The 23,383-nt window shown below is 33.2% G+C and carries 19 protein-coding genes, 2 pseudogenes and 1 riboswitch; of the genes and pseudogenes, 3 read left to right on the top strand and 18 right to left on the bottom strand.

Features of this window, described 5'->3' with window-relative positions; genetic code table 11:
• Nucleotides 1-361 precede the first annotated feature (361 nt).
• A complete protein-coding gene (locus SB775_RS14015; protein ID WP_410861940.1) occupies nucleotides 362-820 on the bottom strand; it encodes a hypothetical protein in 459 nt (152 codons plus the stop codon).
• Nucleotides 821-992: 172 nt separating this feature from the next.
• Between SB775_RS14015 and SB775_RS14010 the strand changes: the two are divergent.
• A pseudogene (locus SB775_RS14010) lies at nucleotides 993-1,196 on the top strand (LysR substrate-binding domain-containing protein); the annotation flags it as partial.
• 162 nt (nucleotides 1,197-1,358) lie between these two features.
• Here SB775_RS14010 and SB775_RS14005 read toward each other — a convergent pair.
• The 3 genes from SB775_RS14005 to SB775_RS13995 all read right to left on the bottom strand — a co-directional run bounded on the left by SB775_RS14005 (nucleotide 1,359) and on the right by SB775_RS13995 (nucleotide 2,415).
• A complete protein-coding gene (locus tag SB775_RS14005; protein WP_061464175.1) occupies nucleotides 1,359-1,844 on the bottom strand; it encodes a VanZ family protein in 486 nt (161 codons plus the stop codon).
• Entirely contained in the window at nucleotides 1,841-1,990 is a 150-nt protein-coding gene (locus SB775_RS14000) for a YwzD family small protein (protein WP_410861939.1), read from the bottom strand. The genes SB775_RS14005 and SB775_RS14000 overlap by 4 nt, the downstream gene beginning before the upstream one ends.
• A gap of 287 nt (nucleotides 1,991-2,277) precedes the next feature.
• Entirely contained in the window at nucleotides 2,278-2,415 is a 138-nt protein-coding gene (locus SB775_RS13995; RefSeq protein WP_155727350.1) for a hypothetical protein, read from the bottom strand.
• 352 nt (nucleotides 2,416-2,767) lie between these two features.
• Between SB775_RS13995 and purF the strand changes: the two genes are divergently transcribed.
• Nucleotides 2,768-4,138, top strand: a complete 1,371-nt coding sequence (gene purF / locus SB775_RS13990) for an amidophosphoribosyltransferase (RefSeq protein ID WP_410861938.1) — start codon at nucleotides 2,768-2,770, stop codon at nucleotides 4,136-4,138.
• A gap of 405 nt (nucleotides 4,139-4,543) precedes the next feature.
• Here purF and SB775_RS13985 read toward each other — a convergent pair whose 3' ends face one another.
• The 10 genes from SB775_RS13985 to SB775_RS13940 all read right to left on the bottom strand — a co-directional run bounded on the left by SB775_RS13985 (nucleotide 4,544) and on the right by SB775_RS13940 (nucleotide 15,809).
• The gene (locus SB775_RS13985) at nucleotides 4,544-4,672 is read right to left on the bottom strand and encodes an anti-repressor SinI family protein (RefSeq protein WP_410861937.1); all 129 of its coding nucleotides are present in this window, start codon (nucleotides 4,670-4,672) and stop codon (nucleotides 4,544-4,546) included.
• 18 nt (nucleotides 4,673-4,690) lie between these two features.
• Nucleotides 4,691-4,774: riboswitch (cyclic di-GMP riboswitch) on the bottom strand.
• A 438-nt stretch (nucleotides 4,775-5,212) separates the two neighbouring features.
• On the bottom strand, nucleotides 5,213-7,012 hold the full coding sequence (locus SB775_RS13980; protein WP_410861936.1) for an ABC transporter ATP-binding protein: 1,800 nt from the start codon (nucleotides 7,010-7,012) through the stop codon (nucleotides 5,213-5,215).
• Between the two features lie 259 nt (nucleotides 7,013-7,271).
• Nucleotides 7,272-7,754 carry a lasso peptide biosynthesis B2 protein gene (locus SB775_RS13975; RefSeq protein ID WP_410861935.1) on the bottom strand — a complete coding sequence of 161 codons (483 nt, stop codon included), beginning with the start codon at nucleotides 7,752-7,754 and terminating at the stop codon, nucleotides 7,272-7,274.
• A 38-nt stretch (nucleotides 7,755-7,792) separates the two neighbouring features.
• Entirely contained in the window at nucleotides 7,793-8,083 is a 291-nt protein-coding gene (locus SB775_RS13970) for a lasso peptide biosynthesis PqqD family chaperone (RefSeq protein ID WP_410861934.1), read from the bottom strand.
• Complete coding sequence (locus SB775_RS13965) at nucleotides 8,073-9,014, bottom strand: HPr kinase/phosphorylase (protein WP_410861933.1); 942 nt, start codon at nucleotides 9,012-9,014, stop codon at nucleotides 8,073-8,075. Before SB775_RS13965 ends, SB775_RS13970 begins: the two co-directional genes overlap by 11 nt.
• 140 nt (nucleotides 9,015-9,154) lie before the next feature.
• The gene (locus SB775_RS13960; RefSeq protein WP_141133597.1) at nucleotides 9,155-9,286 is read right to left on the bottom strand and encodes a paeninodin family lasso peptide; all 132 of its coding nucleotides are present in this window, start codon (nucleotides 9,284-9,286) and stop codon (nucleotides 9,155-9,157) included.
• Nucleotides 9,287-9,301: 15 nt separating this feature from the next.
• Nucleotides 9,302-11,242: an asparagine synthase-related protein gene (locus SB775_RS13955; protein WP_410861932.1), complete on the bottom strand. Its 1,941-nt coding sequence runs from the start codon at nucleotides 11,240-11,242 to the stop codon at nucleotides 9,302-9,304.
• 34 nt (nucleotides 11,243-11,276) lie between these two features.
• On the bottom strand, nucleotides 11,277-11,402 hold the full coding sequence (locus SB775_RS13950) for a hypothetical protein (protein WP_410861931.1): 126 nt from the start codon (nucleotides 11,400-11,402) through the stop codon (nucleotides 11,277-11,279).
• Between the two features lie 1,191 nt (nucleotides 11,403-12,593).
• The gene (locus SB775_RS13945) at nucleotides 12,594-13,766 is read right to left on the bottom strand and encodes a nucleotidyltransferase domain-containing protein (protein WP_410861930.1); all 1,173 of its coding nucleotides are present in this window, start codon (nucleotides 13,764-13,766) and stop codon (nucleotides 12,594-12,596) included.
• Nucleotides 13,767-14,135: 369 nt separating this feature from the next.
• Entirely contained in the window at nucleotides 14,136-15,809 is a 1,674-nt protein-coding gene (locus tag SB775_RS13940; protein ID WP_410861929.1) for a right-handed parallel beta-helix repeat-containing protein, read from the bottom strand.
• A 554-nt stretch (nucleotides 15,810-16,363) separates the two neighbouring features.
• Here SB775_RS13940 and SB775_RS13935 point away from each other — a divergent pair.
• Nucleotides 16,364-17,444, top strand: a pseudogene (locus SB775_RS13935) (IS3 family transposase).
• A 205-nt stretch (nucleotides 17,445-17,649) separates the two neighbouring features.
• Here the strand turns inward: SB775_RS13935 and SB775_RS13930 are convergent.
• The 4 genes from SB775_RS13930 to SB775_RS13915 all read right to left on the bottom strand — a co-directional run bounded on the left by SB775_RS13930 (nucleotide 17,650) and on the right by SB775_RS13915 (nucleotide 23,355).
• Nucleotides 17,650-19,080: a lipopolysaccharide biosynthesis protein gene (locus SB775_RS13930; protein WP_410861928.1), complete on the bottom strand. Its 1,431-nt coding sequence runs from the start codon at nucleotides 19,078-19,080 to the stop codon at nucleotides 17,650-17,652.
• A 565-nt stretch (nucleotides 19,081-19,645) separates the two neighbouring features.
• The gene (locus tag SB775_RS13925) at nucleotides 19,646-20,869 is read right to left on the bottom strand and encodes a polysaccharide pyruvyl transferase family protein (protein WP_410861927.1); all 1,224 of its coding nucleotides are present in this window, start codon (nucleotides 20,867-20,869) and stop codon (nucleotides 19,646-19,648) included.
• A 169-nt stretch (nucleotides 20,870-21,038) separates the two neighbouring features.
• The gene (locus SB775_RS13920) at nucleotides 21,039-22,229 is read right to left on the bottom strand and encodes a hypothetical protein (RefSeq protein WP_410861926.1); all 1,191 of its coding nucleotides are present in this window, start codon (nucleotides 22,227-22,229) and stop codon (nucleotides 21,039-21,041) included.
• Between the two features lie 10 nt (nucleotides 22,230-22,239).
• On the bottom strand, nucleotides 22,240-23,355 hold the full coding sequence (locus tag SB775_RS13915) for a glycosyltransferase (RefSeq protein ID WP_410861925.1): 1,116 nt from the start codon (nucleotides 23,353-23,355) through the stop codon (nucleotides 22,240-22,242).
• Nucleotides 23,356-23,383 lie beyond the last annotated feature (28 nt).

Genomic DNA, 23,383 nt, shown 5'->3' with positions numbered 1-23,383 from the left:
GAATTTTTGTTGTTTATTAGGCATGAAAAAACGGTATAATCTAATATGAGCTGATACTTACATTTCCCCTTGCCCCTTTCATCACTTGACACTATTATTCTTTGGACCCGGAATTCCATCAACCATCATTCATCAACCATAATAAATAATCCTAAACAAAAGGAGTGGATTTAATTGAAAATCAAAGCAGGCAGCTGGGCTATGCTAAGCACACAGGACAAAATGTTTATTCTGAAAGCCATCAGTGATCGCTCAAGAATGAAATATGTTTCATGATAAGTAGACCTATTGGATCATTATACGAGAGCATCGCCTCTCCCTTTTCACTAAAACGAACTTGTGCCTGAAAAAGGAGAGGAATCTATTCAAACTGATAATTCCATAACAAACGCCATTCGCCTTTTTCTTTAACGACATAGCAATCCTGTTCCAATGTGAACACCCCAAAACGAGAATTGAAGACCTGTGTAACTGGAATTTTAAAGGCCGTTTTATGCACCCTTCCATCCTTATCCAGACTCCAGTTCTTCACTTTCTTAACACGGCCTACATCATACTGAAAGGTCTCCACATCCATATGCTGTAAAAACACATGGGAGCGGTTTTGCACATAATCTGCCCGATTCGGAAACCGCAGCTTCATTTCAGAACTTAACAGATCCCAGGACTTCCCGAACTCCGCTTCGCTTTCATACTCATAAAAATCTTCCACCACGCTTTTTGAGCCGCTCGGCCAAAGAAAAATGATCCAAGCCACTGCAGCCAATGCCAGGAAAATAATCGCCAATGCTCCCAGTGGAACCTTATTCTGTCTCCTCACTCATCAATCACCCTCACAGGTTATCATTCATTTATATATATAGGGGAAAACGATAAAAAAGAAGCATGTTATTAGACAAAGCCATTCTCTTTTGAGGTACCGCATGCTAGTTTATTAAATAATTGTTGTATCCCCTTTATGCAGTCGCAATCCCTCAAACTTCGGCATGTTAATAAAACAAGCTGTAATGAGTGGTTTAGGCTTTTCCGTATTGCCTTACATCACGGTAAAAAACGAGATTGAAAAGGGATCCTTAAATATTATTGAACATAATGAAAGATTTGAGCCGATTTACTCACATCTACTCGTCAAGCCGAAAAAATGGCAATCCCCAGCGGTTGAAAAATTTATTGAGTTAACATTGGAATCTGTATAGCCATCGACTTATGGAATTAAAAGATTTCCATCCTAAAAAACACTAAAAGCAGTGCGATTTCACTTGCGAAATCCACTGCTTTTACTTGTTTTCATTCACTTTTTCCTGTGCCGACACTCCAAAAGAAAAGCATATTGTTAGTAGTTTATGTGAAAGGAGCTCTCAGATTCTAGGACTTCTCCATCGATAAAAGAAAAGAAAAAAGAAAATTCCCAGCAAACCGCCAAACGTGTCCAGCATGACATCCTGCCACAAGGGAGTTCGGCCACCCGTTAGTTTTTGATGCAGCTCGTCAGCACTTGCATAAAAAAGGATGCATAAAAAAGCGCCTGGAAACGAAAGAACAGGATTCTTCACAAAACGGCGCCAAACACCATATGTCAATAATCCAAACACAAAAAAGATAAAAAGATGGGCACCCTTCCGAAGGAAAAACTCCAGAAAACCATTCACCCCTGCTGTTTGGGCACTCACTTCAACGCCACCATACATGAATGAAATGCCGCTTAATCTATCATACCAATACGGCGTATTGAACTGCGTCAATAAAGGGGAAATGCTTTGCTCCTCATACGTTTGCGAGGAAAAAAAGAAGATGACCATCGCCCATAAAACGAGCAAACCCGGGACGTAGTATCTACGGATCATATACTATCAGGTTCTTCCATGATCCCGCTTAATTTCTCCTTAATCTCGTCCACAAGTTCATTTACCGTAACATCCTGCCCAGACTCTCCTTTGGCAAAAGTGTCTTTTAAAATATCAAAAAAATCCATTCGAATGTTCCACTCCAATATCATTGAGCCACCATTTCATACTGTTGTCCTAATCCTTTTTTTCAAAAATAAGGAATATAGCTCTTTTTATTTGATAATCACATATAAAGTGGTGATTGGCAAGCGGAATTAATCTACAAAAAGGTAAAATCTGAATTTTTAAAGAATAATAAAAGAAATGATCACAAAAAGTTCATAACTGACGGAATATTAAAATCAGCAGTTGAATACATGCAGTTCATTTGGTGTAAGATCCAAATGAAAAAACAAAAAAAGGGGTGATTCCTCAGCCCCTTCGATACCCACTATGATTGCCCCATTAAATAAGTCATCAATGAAATCAATACTAAAGTAATGGTAATATAAGTCCCAATAAAAATTTTCTTGCTTCTCTGTTTTTTTTCATAAACTTCCTCGAACGTAATGAATTTGTGTTTTGTCATCAAATAATCTCCTTTTATTTTGATGGCAGCTATCTGACATCGCCTTCCGCGAAGTCCCTTTGCTTGATCTTTATAGTTATATCGGCATATAACCGAAAACATTTAGGTATTATTCACTATATAGTTTATCATACAAAGTACCTTAATTAATATATTCAATTCTACCAACAAGTCTTTTATTCCTATGTATTTATTCTTAATGCAAAGCAATTATCCCTACCTGTTCATAGAACTGTTTTTTGGGCTGCAATTTGTTTAAACCATACCTATTTACCTATTAGTAAATAAAAAGGATAGAAATTCACCCTTTGCCAAAAATAACAAAAAGGATATCAACGAGAGGAAGAGAAAAATGGATGCAGAAATGCAGGAGAAATGCGGGGTATTTGGAGTGTTTAATCACCCCAAAGCAGCCGAATTAACTTATTACGGACTTCATTCACTTCAACACCGTGGTCAGGAGAGTGCAGGAATTGTGGCTAGTGATGGGAAATCATTCAGGAATCACAGGGGAATGGGATTAGTTACCCAAGTATTTTCACGGGACATCCTTGATGGGTTAAGCGGAAATATGGCCATTGGTCATGTACGATATTCAACTTCTGGTGAAAGTTTACTGCAAAACGCACAGCCCCTCGTTTTTAAATATAGCGAGGGGGACTTGGCTGTTGCTCATAATGGCAACCTCGTAAATGCAAGGATAGAACGGGATGTGTTACAACAGCAGGGAAGCATATTTCAAACAACAACCGATACTGAAATTATTGCCCACTTAATAGCTCGTTCAAGTAAAAAGCATTTCGCAGAAAGCGCACCTGATATGCTTAAACGTATCGACGGTTCATTTGCCTTGATTATAATGACTGAAAAACAAATGCTAATTGCCTTGGATCGTCATGGGTTACGTCCGCTTAGCCTTGGGAAAATTGGCGAATCAATCATCGCCTCCTCAGAAACATGCGCTTTAAATGCGGTTGATGCTAAGTTCTGGCGGGAAGTTGAACCGGGTGAATGGCTTCTTATAGATGAAAATGGAATTCAAACTGGAAGATTTGCGGAAAAAGGTAAGGTTTCCCTTTGCTCCTTTGAATTTGTCTATTTTGCCCGTCCAGATAGCGTCATTCAAGGAAGAAGTGTCTTAGCAATCCGAAAGGAATTAGGTCAAATTCTGGCAAAAGAACATCCGACACAGGCTGATGTTGTCGTTGCAGTTCCCGAATCAAGCGTCCCTGCCGCCATTGGTTTCTCCCAACAATCAGGAATTCCATATGAAATGGGGATTATTAAAAACCCTTATGCTGGTCGTTCATTCATTGAGCCCACGCAAGAATTGCGCGACTTAGCTGTTCGACTGAAATTAAGCGCTGTGCAAGAAATCTTGGAAGGAAAAAGGGTGGTATTAGTCGATGATTCGATTGTCAGGGGAACGACAAGCAAGCGCATTGTCCAATTGATTCGGCAAGCAGGTGCCAAAGAAGTCCATGTAAGAATTAGTTCACCTATGGTTAGAAACCCTTGTTTTTATGGAGTGGATATGCCAACTAAGGAAGAACTATTTGCCAACAAACACGAACACGAACGAGCGATGGGACAGGTTATCGGGGCAGATTCATTAGCCTTTTTAAGCACCGAAGGGTTATTAGAGGCAGTAGATGTAGATCTTGGAGAAACTAGCAGTCGCTGTATAGCCTGTTTTAGTGGGGCTTACCCAACTGATATTTGAAGGATATGGCAGGCACCACACAAAAACAACTGTATTTGTGTGATGCCTAAAACCCCATTTTCCTAATATTAAACCCACGCTGTATTTCTCCTCCTGACAGCCGACCTCCTCGATCACCAATGAGTGTATCTTTTTATTCCGAGTCTTTAATTTCTTATCTTATAAGTTCATTATAATTTTGATCCAACCGAAAAATGACAACCACAAGGGCAGACTGAATAAGGTTCCCCATATGATTCCCTTCATAATATTTGCAGGTCCATCCATAATAAAAATCCCTCTCATTTAAGTTGATTTTATTATTGTGTCCATGATTCATTGTTCAGGATACCCTTTCATATGTTTTTGGTAAAAAAGTCCACAAAAAAAAGACTGAATATCAGTCTTCCATAAAGTAAATATTTATTAACCCATTATGAACTTTTTATCTCTATTACCTAAGATGAACTCCCGCACATCTTCAATGGATAATCCTAAATTTTTAGCCTCTAAAATTAAATAAACCCATTCTTCTAATTCATTTTTTGCTTTCATGACAAATCCCGCCCCATTTGTGGTAACTCAGCCGCCATAGCATTTAGCCTTAGACCTGTAATTTTGCGTCCCTACTTTTCAATAGGTTTGCTTTTCTCAAGAATATATTCTTTCATTTTTAATAAATCTATTGAAAAAGACTTTTTGATTCTCTGTTTCCATGACGCTCAACCATCATGCCCTCAAAAAAAATTCCCCTACTTTAATACTATATTATTAATGTTAATTATACTTAAAATCTTAACAATTGCTCATAATATTATTCGTTTTTTTATGTCATTTTTCCACATCATTCATCAAAAAGTGACATTACAATATATAACTCAGGTAAAATGCGCTTTCTTTAAACACTTTTATTTTAAAAAATAGAGATATAATCCTATAATTAACTCATATTTGCTATAGCGAAATAATATTTCATGTCAATTGGCTTTACTAGTAATAATGATTCAGTTTTAATTAATTTTCCCTAAGAAAAAAAGCCAGCATTACAAACCATAATATGGCTGTAACCTGACTGTTTATTATATATTTTAGAGTTTACACACTTGATTCCATTTGGATCCCTAATAGATTGCTAAACATCCCTCTTTTTTCACTCGCTAATTGGTTATATTCACCGACCTGAATAATTTCTCCCTGATCCATGACCAACACTTGATCGGCATTGCGAATCGTCGATAATCGATGAGCTATTACAATGATGGTCATTTTTCCTTTTAATCTTTCAATAGCGGATTGAATCTTTGCTTCGTTCTCGGTATCCAGTGCACTTGTTGCTTCATCCAAAACAAGGATGGCTGGTTTGCGCAGAATCGCTCTGGCCAGTACTAGACGCTGCCTTTCTCCTCCTGACAGGCGGACACCTCGATCACCTATGAGTGTATCCAAGCCTTGAGGAAGCTTTCTGACAAAATCCGCGGCTGCAGCAAATTCCAAAGACTCCCATATGGATTCATCACTTGCATCAGGGTCAATGATCAGCAAATTTTCCCTTATTGTTGCATTAAAGAGAAATGGATCCTGTGGAATATAACTTATGGACCTCCGCAACGATAATAAGCGGTCATTAGTAAGGGGAGTATCATCTATTCTGACTTCACCCCTATTAGGTTGATTCAACCCCATTAAAATATCTATTAAGGTGCTTTTTCCGGCACCCGATCGCCCTACAATAGCCGTCATCCGGTTAGAGGGAATGTGTACGTTTATATTTTTAAGGGCATACATACTCTCACTTTGATCATAACTAAAATACACATTACGACAATCTAACCCTCGTTTAATTTCAATAGGCTTGATATTTTTATAATCGGATTCATATAACTCTCTCGCAACTCTACATTCGTTTTGTAAATCCGACAATGCTTTAAAAGATGGAAGCGTAGATCCTATTTGCTCTAAATTAGACTGAATGCTAGTGAACCTTGGCCATAACCTTGAGAAAATAACCATGATCAGCATTAATTGTGCTGGCTGGGCCATGAACATCTTTATCGAAAAAAACACAAAAATGGCAATTAAAAGTGAAGATACGATTTTGAAGATCATTTGGGAAGTTGTATTTAACGTCGTTAACTTGATTCTGTTTTTTTCCATTCTCTCACTTAAAGAAAGAAACCAATTCAAATGAGATTCCTCTAGTGAATTACTTTTGATATCTTTCATTCCGTTAAGGTGATCTGTCATACCGGCTAAATATGTTTGTGTTAACTGAAAGGTTTCCTTTCCTATAGACTGAGACTTTTTCACAAATTTCCGGGACGAAAAAATAAGGATGAACCCAAAGGCTATTATAAAGCTCGTCATTGGAACAGATAAATAAAAGGCTATACCGATTTGAATGAAAGTAAATATAAGGGAGGCTATGAACTGTAAAAATAAATTTATCCCTGCACTCACATTGAAGGTTTCATTAGTCATGATGTTGATAATATCGGTTTTCCTCTTTTTTAGGTAAAATCCCCAATTCACTTGCAGCAGACTGCCATACGCCTCATCCCTTAACTTTCTAACAAAACCCTGTTGGATTTTCACTCCCAGGATTGTTTGATTCCGCTTAAATACACTTTGTCCTACCATTAATATCACGTAAACTCCAAGTATCAATATAAGACTGAGCGTTTCCGGGATTCCTAAGAATAATTCATTAACCCAGCTTAAGAAAGGAACTTCATCCGTTTTTATATCCATTACACCGGTCAATCCAATCAATGGGATCAATAAGAAAATTCCTACACCTTCTAAAAAACCTATTAAAATCATACAAATAAGATTGATATATAGAACTTTCCCCGAATAATCATGTATTCGTTTGGTAAAAAGTAAGAGATGCTTCATAATCATGTCCTCCATTCGCAGGCCCTATTTAATCGTTTTCCTCCATGTTACCCGGTGGCACCATATTGTTTTGTGGTAAAGAGCGAAAATGGAAGGAAAGGTATTGGGTATCCACTTTTCTAAGATTATTAATTCACATTGAAGATGAAGATATAAATGAGTATGTGTGGGGGTGGTGAAGCGTGGGCTCATGGATCTGCTTATATTCATTATTGATACTCAACATCTGGGGTATTATAAACTTCCTAATATCAGATTATTAACCAGATTCTTGTTCCTTCAGCTTCCCAGAATTGTTCTTTTTAGAGAACTTAGAAACAACAGTGAACCTATCCATCACTTCAAAACCAGTTATATAAAAAGGTCCACTGCGTAGCCAAGCATGTGCAATGAGCCCTCCATTCTCATCTTTAGCTGTACCTAAATAGAGCGTACTATCAATCTTTCGTTTCTCCAGCATTTTCATACCTGCAATAGCTTTAACAAGACATTGGCTTTCCCATATGGTATAGCGGCTCATAATATTTATAGCCCTCGATACATTTGCTAATGTCTCTTTATTGGCTGCATTCAAGTCATATGAAGACTCTTTCATCTGCTCACCAAGTGTTGGCGCAACTTTTGAAAATGAAAGGCTTTTAAGATAACGGGCCTTGCCTAAATGTAAAAAAGCTTCGATAAACAGCAACTTTGTCTTAAAATCCAATCGAAGAAAAGTCTGAGCTTTCTTTATGATATTCATTTTTTAGCCTCCTAGAGCCTAAAGATAAAGATTCATTACTAGGATTTGATACTAACTAAGCCTTGTTCTAACAATTGATTTAAAAAGTCAGTGACATGTGACATACAATCGGCTGGATCGACATTATATTGTGACTGTAATGTTATAACTAACTCTTGAATTGAGATGGGTTCCTTCACTAACTCCCATATTTCTCCGCCCAGCTCACCTAAATTATAATATTTTCCGTTAGAAACGCTTAACATCACTTTTTCCCCATCCATATCACTTACTATGTTTCCTGGACTTTGGCTATATAGAGTTTTCGTATCAAGTTGATTAATATTCATGAACCATTTCCTCCCCTTTTAATACATGTAAAATTATTTCCGATAAGTCTGGTGCTGTAAAACGATTTGTTGGTCGGCTTATTTGAAAAAACTCAATTTTCTTGATCATTCTAGCAGAAGTATTAAAATGCCAGTCCATCAATCCAGACTTTTGGATAAAAAAATTACGGTATGTATGATGATACAATTTATAAAACCTTTGAAGAGATTGTATAGGCTTAATATCTATCTCTGAATCTTCTCCCTTGATCAATTCAAATACACCAGCAAGCGGGAGTGGTTCAGAAAAAAACTGACTTTGAACAGGAACAGCGAATTTATCTTCTCTAACAATGAGTGGCTGATAGTTATTTGAATCCATTTCAAAATGATTTAAGCTTTCCAGCCATAACTTTTGTTGAGGATATGAAGGTGTTACAATTGGTATATTCTCATGATTAAGAGTTACTGGTATGACATCATCACTCATGAGCTTATAGCCCCTTTTTAAGAAGGCTGAAGCAAGAGTGGATTTCCCAGCACCAGAATCACCAACAATCGCATATGCCTTTCCATCTATGGCTACCGCACTTCCATGTATAGGGAGGATTTTTCTTTGCATCAATATTGCTCCCATGCATGTTCCGAGGATATACAGACGAATCTCATCTTCTTGTGCCGCATCAATTGGGGAAAATTCTATTCTATTTCCGCTTTGGATCAAGAAAATGGCCGTCTTGGAAACATGGAACATGATCCAGTCTTTCTTAATGACAAAATCATCATCAGGAACTGAATGCTCAGACCATAATGTATGTAAATCAGCTTTTTCGATAACAATATCCGTTTTATCATCCTCTACATTAATAGGAAGCAATTCAGGCAAAGGTATTTCACTTGAAATTGTTAAACCATACGCTTCATAAACCGTCTTTTTTTTGACCTCGATCATATAAATACCCCCGAACATTAAATAACGTCTCTTCATTAGCAGGTCCTAATGCTTAATACTTTGTTATTGAAGTCATACCCCTATTAACTGGAATAGGGGCTTAGGGGAATCCTAACAGACTTTGTTGCGCAAAAAAAAGGTTAACTAAAAGTTATATCACCTTTAGGAGTATGTGATGGGAAAGCAGCATCTGTATATTCTCCATCAGTTCCAAGCATCGTTTGATTAACATCAAGAATTTCTAATTCAGGTTTTTTCCATTCCTTTTTCATTGTATTCACCTCCTTTTAATTAAATTGTTTTAAAAACCGATACACGATTAAACTTCGCATGAGGAACTTATGTTCAGGATTTGTAGCAAGTTCTGGTCCCGTTCCTTTTTTTATCGTAACTAATGCATTCTTGATCGCTTGACCATCCAGGAATTCCAGAGCTTTATCATCTTTGCTAAGCTGCTCTATCTCCTCTATGAATTCACCCCATTTAGGAAGCATACGGTGTATCCAATCAACTCCTTGCACACCCCTGTGCCGTTGGTTCAGCCTTACCTTATCGGGTAAGAAATTCACTGTAGCATTTCTAATCAGGGCACGATCCATGCCATCTTGTACATATTGGCTTTCCGGAAGTGATAAACAAAAGCGAATAACACGGATATCATTCGTCGGATCTCGCTTCCACAACTTGTATCGTAAGGAGAGCTTTGTGGAAAGCGTATTCCCTGCATTCCATTGAAAGATATCTTCAAAATGCTTTTTTCTTTCATTAAAAATATCAGAATTCGAATACCAGCCTGTTTCATCGATTCCGAATTCTTTAAATTTGTCATACACGCCTATTTCTTCTGCAAATCGTGGAGCGATTAAGGAAGGAATTTTATATGGCGCGCCTTCCGGAAAAATCCGCTCAATTATTGGAAAGCCGATTCTAGCAATAGCTTTCATCTTTCGCAATCTAGATCCGCCAACATTTCTCCTATGATGGTCCAACTCTTGGTAAAGTCGAACCCATTTTAATCTTTTTAATAGGAGCGAGTAATACTCTAAGGGGAACCCCCAGGAGATTGAAAAGTTCCCTCTATCCCCATTAAGCAAAACACCTACGTCATCCTCATTCGCTTTTTCAAACATCCCTTTCAACCAGAAAGAATTTTCAAAAAACTTATATGGCATCTCCATGATGTCAAGAAAGTCTTCCATTTCGGAATAGGAATCTTTCCCCTTAAAGTCACAATAATGATCAATAATGCCACCAACATGTCCTACCGTCGATTTGATGAAAGGCCGCTCATCCGCAAAAAAATATTTAGGCGTAAAATCTTTGAAATCTTCGGGAGGAATATAACTATATGTATGTAGTGCAGTGCTTTTCCGCTGCAATTTATTCACAGCAAAGCCAACAACAGCCCCAGAATCCAACCCACCACTTAACTGGGCACCAACTTTCCGATGTGTCCTTAATCTAGATGTAACAGCCTCCTGGAAGACACTTTGAAATGCTTCTATGTAATCTTCATTAGATTTAAGTTTTAACTTATCCCCCTGAGTTAAATAGGAATATCGTTTTAACGTTATCCTATTATTCTCTATTGTTAAGCTATGGGATGGGGGTATCTGATTTATGGTTGTATACGGCGTTATTGAAGAATCTACTGCATCAACCATTCCCGATACTGCCAAATACTCAGCAAGCCACTGCTCATTCAACTTTTTTTCAATAAAAGGTAATGACAAAAGTGGATCCATAGTCGTGCAAAATGCAAATTTCTGATAGTTTTGGTGATAATAAAGAGTTCTGCTCCCTGAAAAATCCCTTGCCCCAAACAACTTCTGTTTCTTTTCGTCCCAAATGACAAAAGCAAAATCCCCTACTAAAAATTTGGGCGCATCTTCCCCCCACTTATAGTAGGAAAGGAGAATTAGTTCACTATCCGTCATGCCCTTTTGAGCAGATGGCTTAACTTGTAACCTCTGAAATAACTCATCACGATTATCTATAATTGCATCAGCAGTGATGGTACACTGCCTTTCAAAATCATAAAATGGGAGCTGCTCTCCAACAGATTCCGGCGTGATCCATTGAGCATGACAACCAAGGAAAATCTTTTCAGAATGCCACATCTGGATCGAATCAGCAGGGTACTTTTGTAAAGCCGACATCAAATTATGGCATTGTTGAAGATTTATAGACTCCTCATTAAAATGATAAATACCGGCAATAGCACTCATGTTTTCCCCCTGCTTGTTTTGTTATGTAAATTAATCACATTATCTTTCTTCTATGTTGGTTAAAAACTTTGATGAAAACACTTCTATCATCTGATTTAAAAAATTTCACCCCAACTAATTTTAAAGGTGTCCATATTTCTTTCATTTGTAATAGAGGCATAAATATTCCTCCTTTCTTTATCAACTACCTTTGACTTATATCTATGAGTCTTAGTTATTTATATTTATTTTAATAGAGATACATTATATAAAATGTTAATAAACCCTAATTTTCAATTCATATAAATAATGAATCCGAAAATTCAGATATTAACAAACTTAATTCTTTACTTATTTATGTTCAAAAATCTCCTGATGAGCGTTTTTCACTACGGTATAAATAAACACTGTAGCAGTACTTTTTTTACGAACAATACGTTCTTTATAACGAATTATATAAGCTAAAAATACCACCTATTTATGCCTATGTCAATAAATTATATAAATCAATATTACAAATAATAAGGATAATTATTCCATTTGTTTTTTAATGTTAATGTACTGATATACTTTTTTATAATATTGAAGAAATTATCTAATTAGCTTATTTTTTGATAGTATGGAATTTACACTTCATACTTTTTCTCCTGATCATTACTGTTTCCTTAATCTTTTTTTTATACCAGCACTGATTTCAAACACCTTTAACTGGAGTATCATTACATATGAAGAATATGCATAGAAATCTAAAACAGCAGATGGGACGCGAATAGGGAAGAAAAGTTTCATTCGAAAAAAATAAACACTTTAAACACATTTTTAGAAAGTCACGATGAATCGTTCCTACCATTGGATTGTGAATCAAAGTTTGTTATATCCTTAATTCCCCACTTACATTATCAAACTTTCCACTATCCTTCTTCGAGTGCATTCCTCCAAAGTACTAAACTATTAGAACCGAGAGGAATCTACTTAAAATTCCGGCTGGAGGAGGTTGAAAAAGAGGTATTAGAAAGATATCAGTTTGCTCATACCCTTAATCTAAATTAATGCCTATGAAAGTATGCACTTTATTAGTTTTTTCCGTACATAATGTCAATTTTTTAGAGTATTTGAAACACAAGTGCTCGAGGTACTGTTGTCCTTCTCCAATTTCACCCATAAGTTCCTAAATACCGGGGGGGCCAAAATTAAACTGGTTGACAATTTGGAGAATTTTTATATATTTTTTTGATATAGCGCGACTTATTGACTTCTCTAATCTTAAAATCGGCAAAAAAAGCACCCACAGTCCTACTAAAAAGATGGGTGTTTTTATGAAATTAAATAAGTATTTTACAAGGTTTTCCCCACCATTTTTCGGATTCTATCCTCATACTTTATGTTTTCTTATTTTTCTCCAGGCCCATAGTAATGGACGCAATGGAAAATATAGGAAATGAAGAGGTTTAGGCAACTCCAAAGTCTTCGCATCCGCAGAGCTTGGATAAAATAATAAAATAATACGTAAAATTTTCCTCGAATTTGATGACTTTAATGAAAAAAGGTAGCGCCTATAATAATTAGTCGACATGATAATATTTAAAGGCTTCATTTCATTTATAAAAGATAGTGCCATTTGGGATAATTTTTTTGAACGATTACCTGTTACTAATACTTTCATCTTGTCATTGAGTGGAGTGTTTAATAGCTCAGAAGTTAAAATAAGTGCCTGGCCTGCTATATTAAGGCTTTGGTATTTCCTCAAAAGTATTTCAACTCTATTAAAATCTACTCCCCTTCTTATCATATGGTCGATATCTATCAACCAACGAAGACGAAACCATCCGTGTCGAGCACCATGTGACACAAGATATAAGAACAAATCCTCTTTTCCTAAAACATAAACAGGATAGTTTGTAGCAGAACTTACCCTTCTCCGTCCCCATAATTCTGTAAAAGGTGGTTCTTTAGATGGAAGGGGTTCTAACCTCCAATGAATTTCAAGTTGGATTTTCTTTTTTGGGTGAAAGAAAACTATGTGGTGATTCCTCCATTTCCACTCGTTCAATAGATTTGGTAACACCTCTTTCTCATAGCCTAAGCTCAGAAGAAGCTTCTCTGCTTTTTCAAGATCAGTAATAGCTATTAAAACATCTAAATCCTTAGAAGTTCGTCTGGAAATATCCCCGTAAATATCGGCAGCAAGTGCTGGTCCTTTTAAAAAGAGGAGGTGAATTTGGTTTTCAGAAAAGTGTTTACTTATTTGTTCCATTTCTCCACATAAGTGTAGCATTTGAAATGCATTTTTTTTATATTCTTTTGTTAACGTATGCATAACATTTGAAGGAATTTTATTTTCATTTTTTTTCAACTGTGAGAATATTAATGGATAAACACGATGATGAATTGCCAAATCAAGAAATAAATTCCAATCAATATCTATATATGATTCGTTTTTGAACGACTCTTTCATTTCTTCATTTTCCGTCTTTAAAATTTCAAGCAATAAGGTTAATTCCTTGGGTATGATAGACAAATCAAGACTATAATTATTATTATCCATTATTTTCTCCTTAAATATTTTTCAAACACCCATTACGATGAATATTTATTCCACTCTGGGGTGTAAAAAGCGAAATTTTTAAATATTTTTCCGATGTAATCATATAAAAGCGGATTCGTTTTAAAAAATTATGAAAATAGGTATGACATTTCGAAAAATTCAGATAGAGGTTGTACATAGAAATAGGTGTCGTACCTTAAAGTGTTTTTATTTAATAGGAATCGAGGGTAATATGTTATATATTTTGTATATATCCCCTATTATATTAACAATGAAAAACCAAAAGAATCAAAAATTTATTTACCCTACGAGAAATGAGCATATTATTTGAAACTAAAAACGTGAAGAGAAAATCGTAAATATTGACCATTATTGTTGAGAAGTTGATAGCTGTCCACCTTTATTCTTTCCAACGTCAATTAAAATACCGTTTTTTACACCTGCTTGATTCATATCATTGTTAAAAATTAAATTTCGTTCAGAGTTTATGGAAGATGTCTCAACCCTCATACCATATTGAGGATGAGAACTACCTGCTGTTCTTTTTGAAAAGTTATTGGCAATCATAGATTTTTTTGAATTTGATACATAAAGCGCACAGTTTGTAGACTCTGTACCAAATTCAGCACATTTAAACAGCATATTGCCTTCAATTCTACTCATCGAACAGCCAATTGAAACAATACCTGCCTTTACGCTTTTATAAATTTTGTTATTTATGATGTCATTTGAAAACCCTACAGCTAATATTCCTCTATCAGAGGGATTATCAATCTTATTATCTCTTGCTAGACTATTTTCCGTAAAAGAAAAATTTATTCCAATAACCCCTTCTGTTATGGTATTATTATAAACTTGGATATTATTGCAATATTGGCTATAAATATTTGCTGAGCAATTATTTATTTCATTTTCATATATTTTTATATCTTCTGTTACTGTAATATTCTTTTTCGCTATCGCAACAGGTAATGAAAATGAGTCAGTAATATCAATAGGAATATTAGGATAATATTTATAACTAGAAATAGTCAATAAATTAATGCTAGGTGTTGAGGATACATAATACATGGTCGAGGCAGAATTACCATCAGAGAGAGTTTCAAAAGTACCCGATTTCAACTTTACCAGATCTCCGACCTTCAAACCATGTGATGGTATTGTGATAGTGTTTGTAGTAATATTTACATCTCTAATTTGTTGATATATTCCGATAAAGTTATTAACGCAAGATATTCCTCCATCTGTGTTATCAAATACTAAATTATCAAAAATTTTTATTTTCTTACAACCAGATACGTAAATGCCAACTTTATTATTGTTAATATTATTCCTATATATCTTTACATTTTCAACCACACGACTAGCGGTGTCTGTCTCCACATCAATTCCAGCTTCAGGAGAAGTACCATTAGTATTTTTTATAGTGTTATCACTAATGATAATATTACGCCCGTGACCAATTGTAATGCCGTTTCGCTTAACATTATCAATTGTATTATTCGTGAGATATACATTTTCGTTAGGAAAATATGTTTCTTTAGTGAAAAGGGACGCAAGGATAATACCATCACCACCGCAATCTTTGATATAAAAGTTATCAATTGTGACATTTTTGCAACCGCGTACATTAATACCCGCATTAAACTCTGAGATATAGTCAGATTTAACCATCTGTATAGTAGCTGCATTCCCCTTCATAATAATATTTTCCTTATTATCTAAAAAAAATAGAGATCCTTTATGACCTTTTGCAGCCTCTACTATTGTACCCTTCTCAAAAATAATAGTGATATTTGAAGGGATAAACAGTTTCTTTGTTAAATATTTTGATACTTGCTGCCTTGTCCATATAAGAGTACTCCCCATTGCTGCGTAAATAGCTGCCTGAATTTCAGTTGTTTCATCAGTTACTCCGTTTCCTACTGCATAATCCATCATGTGTACGTACTGTTTTATAGCAATATTCCCCTTATTAAACTTATCTTTTATAGGGATCTCATCATCTCGATCTATTAATAAATTTCTATCCTCTTTTTTCACTATAAAGCCAAAAAAGAAAGCAAACGCAAAAATAAAAAAATTACGTATGAGTGTTCTTCGTTTTAATTTAATATTCCTCCAACTCCTTTCATAACAATTCAGTTAATTACTACATTATTTATAATATTCACAATTAAAAATGCACCAATGTTGGTAGAAGAAGGTTTGAACCATCCAAATAAACAAAAGAAAGAAGCATCTTTTCTTGAAAACAATATATCAAATAAGTTTTTTCAGAGTATTCTAGAATATATATTAGAATACGTAAGGGTTATTGGAAAAACTTTTTCACTTTCACTTATCTAATTGTTGAAAATTCATCTCAATGTCATTTTCCTGTATAAAAAAAGTACTTTCCCATTAGCTGAAAACTCAATGTTCAATTTGTAGATTTAGGATAACTTTATTTGCTGTAGAATGTTTAAACAAATTGTGGATTTAGTATTGTTTCCTGGACACATTTTAGTTAAGTCCTTACAATGATTTTAGAGAGGATGTATCCGTCTTGGAATGTAAGAGTACCGGTAAAATATAACAAGTGATTCAAGAAGACTATTGTAGATCTTTATCACTCGGGTAATTCAGTCAAAAAATTCAGCGGCGAATATGGCGTTTCAGAAGTTACCATTTATAAATGGGTTAAGGAATTTACCCCTTTCGGTTTAGGGGAAGATTTTCTATGACCCCCAAGGAATTAGCAGCCATACAGAAGGAAAACCTTCGGTTAAAGCAAGAAGTTGAAATCTAAAAACAAGGCTATGGCCATATTCGCGAAAAAGTAACCGAGACAGACCTTACCGAATTTATTAAGGAACACAAGAAACATTATCCCAAACAGAAGATGTTTGAAATACTAAAAATCCCAAGAAGCAGCCAATATCAGTCCCTTCAAATAGTCGTATCAAATCGTGAACTGGAAAACCAAGAACTCACGAAGGAAATTCATCTCATTAACTTGAAAGCAAGGGAAGGTATGGGCTCCAAAGATTCTTGATAGCCTATTAACTAAAGGTATTTTCCTAAGTCTTAAGCGTGTTCAACGTCTAATGAGCAAAGCAAGAATTCGTTCTATTTCTAAGAAAAAATACCCTCCCTATCCATCTAAAGAAAAAGTTATTCAATTGGATAATTTGTTAAAACGAAACTTCACTACTCAGACCATTAATGAGAAATCGGTAGCAGATATTACTTATATCCACACATTAAAAGACGGATGTGTTATTTAGCTTCGGTATTGGATCTTCCTTCTAAAAAAATAGTAGGGTATTCATTTTTTCGTTTAATACGACAGAACTGGTCATAAAAGCTTTCAATAACGCACACTTATCACAAAAGCCTTCGGAGGGCTTAATTCTTCATACGGATCTTGGCTCAAAATAAACAAGCAGTGAGTTTACTCAACATATCCAAAACCATTATATTAAGCAATCCTTTAGTCAGAAATGTTGTCTGTACGATAATGCCTGTATTGAATCCTTTCATGCCCTATTAAAAAAGGAAGAAGTCAACCACGTACAATATCTAGACTATCAAATAGCTAAAAGGTTGGTATAACCGAAAAAGAATTCACAGTAGCTTAGGCTATCAACCCCACAAGCCATTAAGATTGAATTAGGAATACAGCTTTTGATATAACCTTTTTGTGTCCAAAATATTGACTCCAATCCACCATCCCAAATCTCAAATTAGCTAAGTGGGACCCAATTGAGAACGACGGTAACTCCTATGCTTTTTAATATAATAAGGCCAGTGCATGACTCCTTCACCAATAAAAAATTTCAACTGTGAAATTTTTTATTGGTACAATTAGTGATATCCTAAGACTTCCAAAAAAAAGCTTTTATGTTTTTCTAACTTTTTTAAAAAGATATAAAAATTTGTTGAAAATCAGAATAATAGGTTTTTTAGTAAATTCTAAACTCAAATAAATAAGCGTTAAAAGAACTATAAAATTAATACATGATTTGGTAATTATATTTATATCTAAATACCCTATAATTAATTGGACTCCAACTAAAATAAAGGAAAAAATCATTTTCATTTTTGGATAATTAATTTTTACAAATTTTCTTGTATCATTAATTCTTAATACCCAAATTGTAAGGAAGCTTATCATTGTGGCTACACACGCTCCATAAACTCCATAAAACGGTATTAATAGTACATTTAGTATAAAATTAATTATCGCTCCTATAAAGGATGTATAGAGCGCTCCTTTAGTCTTTTTCATCGCAATATAGTTAGTGCCTATAAAACTTGAAAAACATGAAAAGACAGCTGCTAATACTAAGATTGGAGTGTATTTCCAAACAGAATAGAATTCATTAGAAACTAATATGTGTACAAAAAGTTTATTGAATATGATATAAACTGAAGCTGCTATTAGCATAACAAAAAATAATAAGTTGAATATATTTGAATAAAAAATGTTCTTGTTAGAACTTTCATATTCTTCAATAGCTGAAACCTGCCATGCTTTATAAAATATTACATATAAATTAGATATTATCGATGGAAATTTAGTTGCAACAGAATAAAGACCATTAGCACCAAAACCTAGAAAGTAAACTAACATATATCTATCTGATATATTTATTACCCACCACATTAGGTTATTTGGAATAAGTGGTATACAAAATAATATCATCGATTTCATAGTAGTTTTATCTAAATATTTAAGCCTTATATAATTAATGACTTTTGTTTTTATAGAAAGGAAAGTGATATTAACACTATATGCTAAAATCATAGAAATGAAATAACCATCTACCCCCATTTCAAAGACAAAAATGAACAAAATATTTAATACTACAAAAACAAAAGTATATAATATATCACTTATCATATATACTTTTATTAAATCGATAGACCTTGCAAATTGCTTGATAGAAGTATCTATTGCTTGTACAAAAAATACTATATAAAAAAATAATATAAATTGTTCAACAAAAGATATGTTTATTAACAGAGGATATAAGGTTAGTAGTAAAGTAAATCCTAAAAATACAACAGCTATACTGTTAGTTATTACTTCACCATAGGTATAATTTTTTTTATCTAAGCTAAACCTTACAATTGCCTCTACTATACTAGCTGTAAATATTGGCATTAATAAAGCTATTGTGGTTATGAATAAATCTATTTGTCCATAGTCATTTTGTGAAAATTGTCTTGTATAAAATGGAAGCATTAACAAGGTAATGAATTTAGAACCAATGTTTCCAATTGCAAAAATAGTTGAGTTCTTTGCGAGTTTATTGTAACTATTCATTTTTAACATCCTAATTAATCGAATTCTTTATTTTTAATAATTTTTATTGTTTTAAGCTGTATAATTTCATCAAACTTAACATATTTCTTTTTCAGCTATTTTTTTCAATAAGTTCTTTAGTTAAAAAGGGATCCCAAAAAATGACATGCCCTTCGTCGTGGCTATAACTTATTATATCGAGCAGCTAAGGCCTTCTCCTTTATTCCACCTCTATCGGAGTATCAAGTTAGCCTTTAAATTATTTCTAAGAGTGAAAGGCTTTTTTCTTTCTTTCTTTGAGCCTAGAATCAAATTAATGTCCTAATAACAACTATAAACCTGTTTACTTTAGATCAGATGTTTACTTAGTCGCCCTTTTGAAAATTAAACGTAATAAAATAAAACCCGCTAATGAATACTTAAATCCTACGAGTTTCGATTTGAAAATTAAAACTTTCAATAAAGATCATTGATTTTGTTGATTTCAACAAATATTTATCAAAAATGCAGTAGATTGAATTAGAAATAGACAACAACTTTTTACGGAGGACCATTAAAATTGATTCAATAAACACCTAATAATAAATCATTCTATATTACCATTTAGGACTTTATCATACAAAGTTTTATTTGTTTCGTTCATTTGTTTAACTCTGTCAATATTTGTTACATCTGATATGACCCTATCAATAATATCATCTTGATTCTTCAAAATATAACTAACCTCATAAATTTTATTTTTTGATTTTGTTACATTACTAAACCCTTTTATTTTCTCTTGCCAAAAAACACCTATGAATGGTAATAGACATTTTTGAGAAAAAATTAAACCGTGCATCCTCCCACCAATTAAAAAATCTAATTTTTTAAATAAATTAGTAACCTCTTCAACTTTTCTTAAATAAACAATACTTTTAATATCACAAGAATTAAGTAAATCGTTTAAATTGTGAACTGCATTATAATCTGCTATTTCTGTAGAAAACAAAATAAATTCAACTTGATTTTTTAACCTTAAATTCAAACTCTTTATTAATCCAGCTAAACATTCTAAATATTTCTCGTGTGAATTCTTTGAATCAAAACACATATCACCAAGAACCGAAATCCCAATGTTAATCTTTGTTTCTTTTTGTAATTTATTAATTCTATTTATTCTATAGTCAAATAAATTAATAGGTAATGAAAATACTGGATCAACAGATTCAACAATAAACTTATCATTTATTATGTTATCGCAAACTTCCTTTGATAATGGGTCTCTTACTGTAACCTTTTTTGCAGAGTTAAGTGCATTTTTATAAATTTTTTCACTTCTTTTATTCCTTATTGGACCTGCACCTATATACAATATATATATATCTTTTTTGTGTTTCTTCGCTAATGATAAATAATCCTCAAATAGATCAGGCCATGAAGGATTAATATCCATTAGCATATTCCCCCCTCCAATTACTAAGATATCTGACTCTTTAATATCATTATTCAATGTAGCCCATTTATTATATGAAAATGGTTTTTTAATATAAAATCTCAATAAACCAAAATTAACTGTGCCAACAAGAAAAATTAATGTTTTTTTTATTAAACTAATAATGGATTGCCCCACTGAGTTTCTCGAATAAATACTATCAACCTTTTTATCAAAAGAAAGTACATTAATATTATTAGTTACTCTTGACACCGTACCAAAATCATATTTAATTATTTCAAGTCCCTTAGAACTAATTAAGTTTTCCATAGCCTCACTTAAAGCCAGATCTCCCAGATTATTACTTTTAAAAAAACTTATAACCAACGCTTTAGACATTATTAATCTCCTTAAATAACATTATTAATTTAAGTGATTTCTTACATATAATAGGACATCTTATTATTTAATTGTTTAGCTTCCTCTCAAATAGCATAGTAGCCACTAAATAAAAAATTAACATTCCCTAGAAATAGAAATCGCTTTTTTTTAAACAGGTTTTTTATTACTAGTCATTGTACAGATTATTCAATCCGTTTATATACAAAATAACAAATAATTGTAAATAGGCAGCTCTAACATCTAGTATTAACCATGTTGCCGCAAATTCGAAAGCAGCAAAAGTTAAAAAAATATAAAGTTTATATCGATTTTTAATATTATTACTCAAAAAAAGGTAAAAACTATAAAAGAAAGCAACTAAAAGAGGAATATTGCCCATAGTTAATAAAACGATATATCCTGAATCGGTTAATCTGATTCCAGTATCAGGACTTTTAAATAGACCAATACCTCCATAATTTAAAATATAATGATAATTTGTAGCAAATAATCCATTTGCATATCTCCCGATAAATCCGTTATTTTCCGCATACAAAAGTCGATTAATATATAAATCCAAAGTTCCTGATGAAACCAAATAATAAATAGTAAGTAAAGAAACTGGAATAATTACTAAACTTAATTGTATTTTTTTATTTACCCACAAAATAGTGAAAAGCATTACAGCAGAAAGAATAAAAGACGTATTCGAAAGCATCATTAAATTAACAAAAAGATAAAACCACATAAATATATGATTAATTGCAGTACCCTTATCTTTAACTTTTATTGTATATAAATTCATAAGAAACAACATGAAAAAATGAAATGATGCAATCGAGTGAGTCCCAAAACTAATAACTGGCTTATTATAATTCAGCATAACATCCACTGTGTAATCAGAGTATTGAGAAAAATAACTTAGCGTTAAGTCTTTCACCCAAGGAATTTCACCGATAATACCAAAACCCCAAAGTAATAAAATAATATTAACTACGTTGAAAATTTTATGGAAGTAATTTATAGAGATATCACTTTCAAATCTCACTATCCATAAAAGTGACAAGGCTATTATAACTGAATACGATGCCAAGGATAATCTAAAAGTATCTGTAGTAAAAATAATAGTACTCAATGTAAAAATCCATATTATCAAATGTATAAAACTAATAATAATAAGTGCTTTTATATTATATTTACCTCTTATAAACGAGTATATTAGTATAAAACCAATAAAAAATAAATTTTTATAAAGGTACGCATTATGTATAACATTTCCATCTATTGAAGTAGGAACAAAGAACAACGAGATGATTATGACAATAAAAGAAATAGTATCTATCATGCTTTTATCAAAATTTTTTTTAATTATTTTCATTCTTTTTTTCTCACACACTATCTACATAAAATTTTTCGAATTTTTTAGTTGCTTCTTTTACGTCATAACCTTGTTCTGAAACATCAGTAAAGTAGCTTTTTCTAATAAATTTATCATCTTCAATGTATCTAATTATTTTATCTACCCATAACTTGTAATCACAGTCCAAACTCAAAAAATTTACTAGGGGGGTAATATCCACTTCATTAGGAACCATATCGGAGCATAAACATCTTAAACCTGCAACCTGTGCTTCAATTGCTACTATACCTAACCCTTCTGATTTTGATGGAATAAGTAGTAAATCTAACCCTTGATAGAAATTATATATATCATCTCTTGGTTCCTTTATCAATACAGACTTTTCAAGACCCAACTGTTTAATTTTATTCTTTATCTTTGGAGTAACATCCTCATTTTCCCTTCCAATAAACACAAGTTTTGTATTGTTCACCCTATCGTTGACTGATTTAAATATTTCTAAGGCAAAGAGATGATTTTTCACCGGATCATGTCTTCCAATCAGACCTATTAAAAATTCATTATTCAAATTTAATATTTTCCTCTCTTGTTCCCTAATCTGAGGATTAAATAAAAAGTTATTACAATAAATTGCATTCGGAAAGATTTCAAATTTATATTTTGTGCCAAAGAGATTCCTACCTGCATCATTTGAAGCAGCAAATCTATAATCTGAAAAAGAACCCGTTAACATTCGAAATGGATAAGAAAAAACATTATATAACCACCCTCTTTTTGAACCTAAACTATGGGAGTGACTTACTTTCAACTTGGTTTTTCTAAACTTTGCAGCAATTAATGGAACACAACTAAAAAATTTTGTATGACTATGGATTATATCGTAATCATTACTCATTATTATATTAACAATTTCTTTTGATGATTTTAGAAGGTTTTTCGTTATTGGAGTAACTTTATAAACTTTTGAGCCCATATTAAGCACTTTTCGTTCTATAAGACCTATTTCTTGAGAATCAGAATGAATTAAAAAATCGAAATGGACAATATTCCTATCCATAGTTGAATAGTAATTATACAACATTGTTTCCACCCCACCACTGCCTAAATCAAACAAAACATGTAAAACCTTTACAGGTTCCTTCAATGCCCTAACCTCCTCAAACAACTATATT

The organism is Peribacillus sp. SIMBA_075 (assembly GCF_046534585.1).
This window is presented reverse-complemented; position numbering and strand designations above follow the sequence as displayed.

What these genes read in the sequence shown, in the direction of transcription:
- SB775_RS13985 (WP_410861937.1), bottom strand. Translation starts at nt 4,672, where the DNA reads ATGAAAGCAAAAAATGAATTAGAAGAATGGGTTTATTTAATTTTAGAG.
- SB775_RS13930 (WP_410861928.1), bottom strand. Translation starts at nt 19,080, where the DNA reads ATGAATAGTTACAATAAACTCGCAAAGAACTCAACTATTTTTGCAATT.
- SB775_RS13945 (WP_410861930.1), bottom strand. Translation starts at nt 13,766, where the DNA reads ATGGATAATAATAATTATAGTCTTGATTTGTCTATCATACCCAAGGAA.
- SB775_RS13965 (WP_410861933.1), bottom strand. Translation starts at nt 9,014, where the DNA reads ATGATCGAGGTCAAAAAAAAGACGGTTTATGAAGCGTATGGTTTAACA.
- SB775_RS13960 (WP_141133597.1), bottom strand. Translation starts at nt 9,286, where the DNA reads ATGAAAAAGGAATGGAAAAAACCTGAATTAGAAATTCTTGATGTTAAT.
- SB775_RS13955 (WP_410861932.1), bottom strand. Translation starts at nt 11,242, where the DNA reads ATGAGTGCTATTGCCGGTATTTATCATTTTAATGAGGAGTCTATAAAT.
- SB775_RS14005 (WP_061464175.1), bottom strand. Translation starts at nt 1,844, where the DNA reads ATGATCCGTAGATACTACGTCCCGGGTTTGCTCGTTTTATGGGCGATG.
- SB775_RS13975 (WP_410861935.1), bottom strand. Translation starts at nt 7,754, where the DNA reads ATGAATATCATAAAGAAAGCTCAGACTTTTCTTCGATTGGATTTTAAG.
- SB775_RS13980 (WP_410861936.1), bottom strand. Translation starts at nt 7,012, where the DNA reads ATGAAGCATCTCTTACTTTTTACCAAACGAATACATGATTATTCGGGG.
- SB775_RS13925 (WP_410861927.1), bottom strand. Translation starts at nt 20,869, where the DNA reads ATGTCTAAAGCGTTGGTTATAAGTTTTTTTAAAAGTAATAATCTGGGA.
- SB775_RS13970 (WP_410861934.1), bottom strand. Translation starts at nt 8,083, where the DNA reads ATGAATATTAATCAACTTGATACGAAAACTCTATATAGCCAAAGTCCA.
- SB775_RS13920 (WP_410861926.1), bottom strand. Translation starts at nt 22,229, where the DNA reads ATGAAAATAATTAAAAAAAATTTTGATAAAAGCATGATAGATACTATT.
- SB775_RS13950 (WP_410861931.1), bottom strand. Translation starts at nt 11,402, where the DNA reads ATGCCTCTATTACAAATGAAAGAAATATGGACACCTTTAAAATTAGTT.
- SB775_RS13995 (WP_155727350.1), bottom strand. Translation starts at nt 2,415, where the DNA reads ATGACAAAACACAAATTCATTACGTTCGAGGAAGTTTATGAAAAAAAA.
- purF (WP_410861938.1), top strand. Translation starts at nt 2,768, where the DNA reads ATGGATGCAGAAATGCAGGAGAAATGCGGGGTATTTGGAGTGTTTAAT.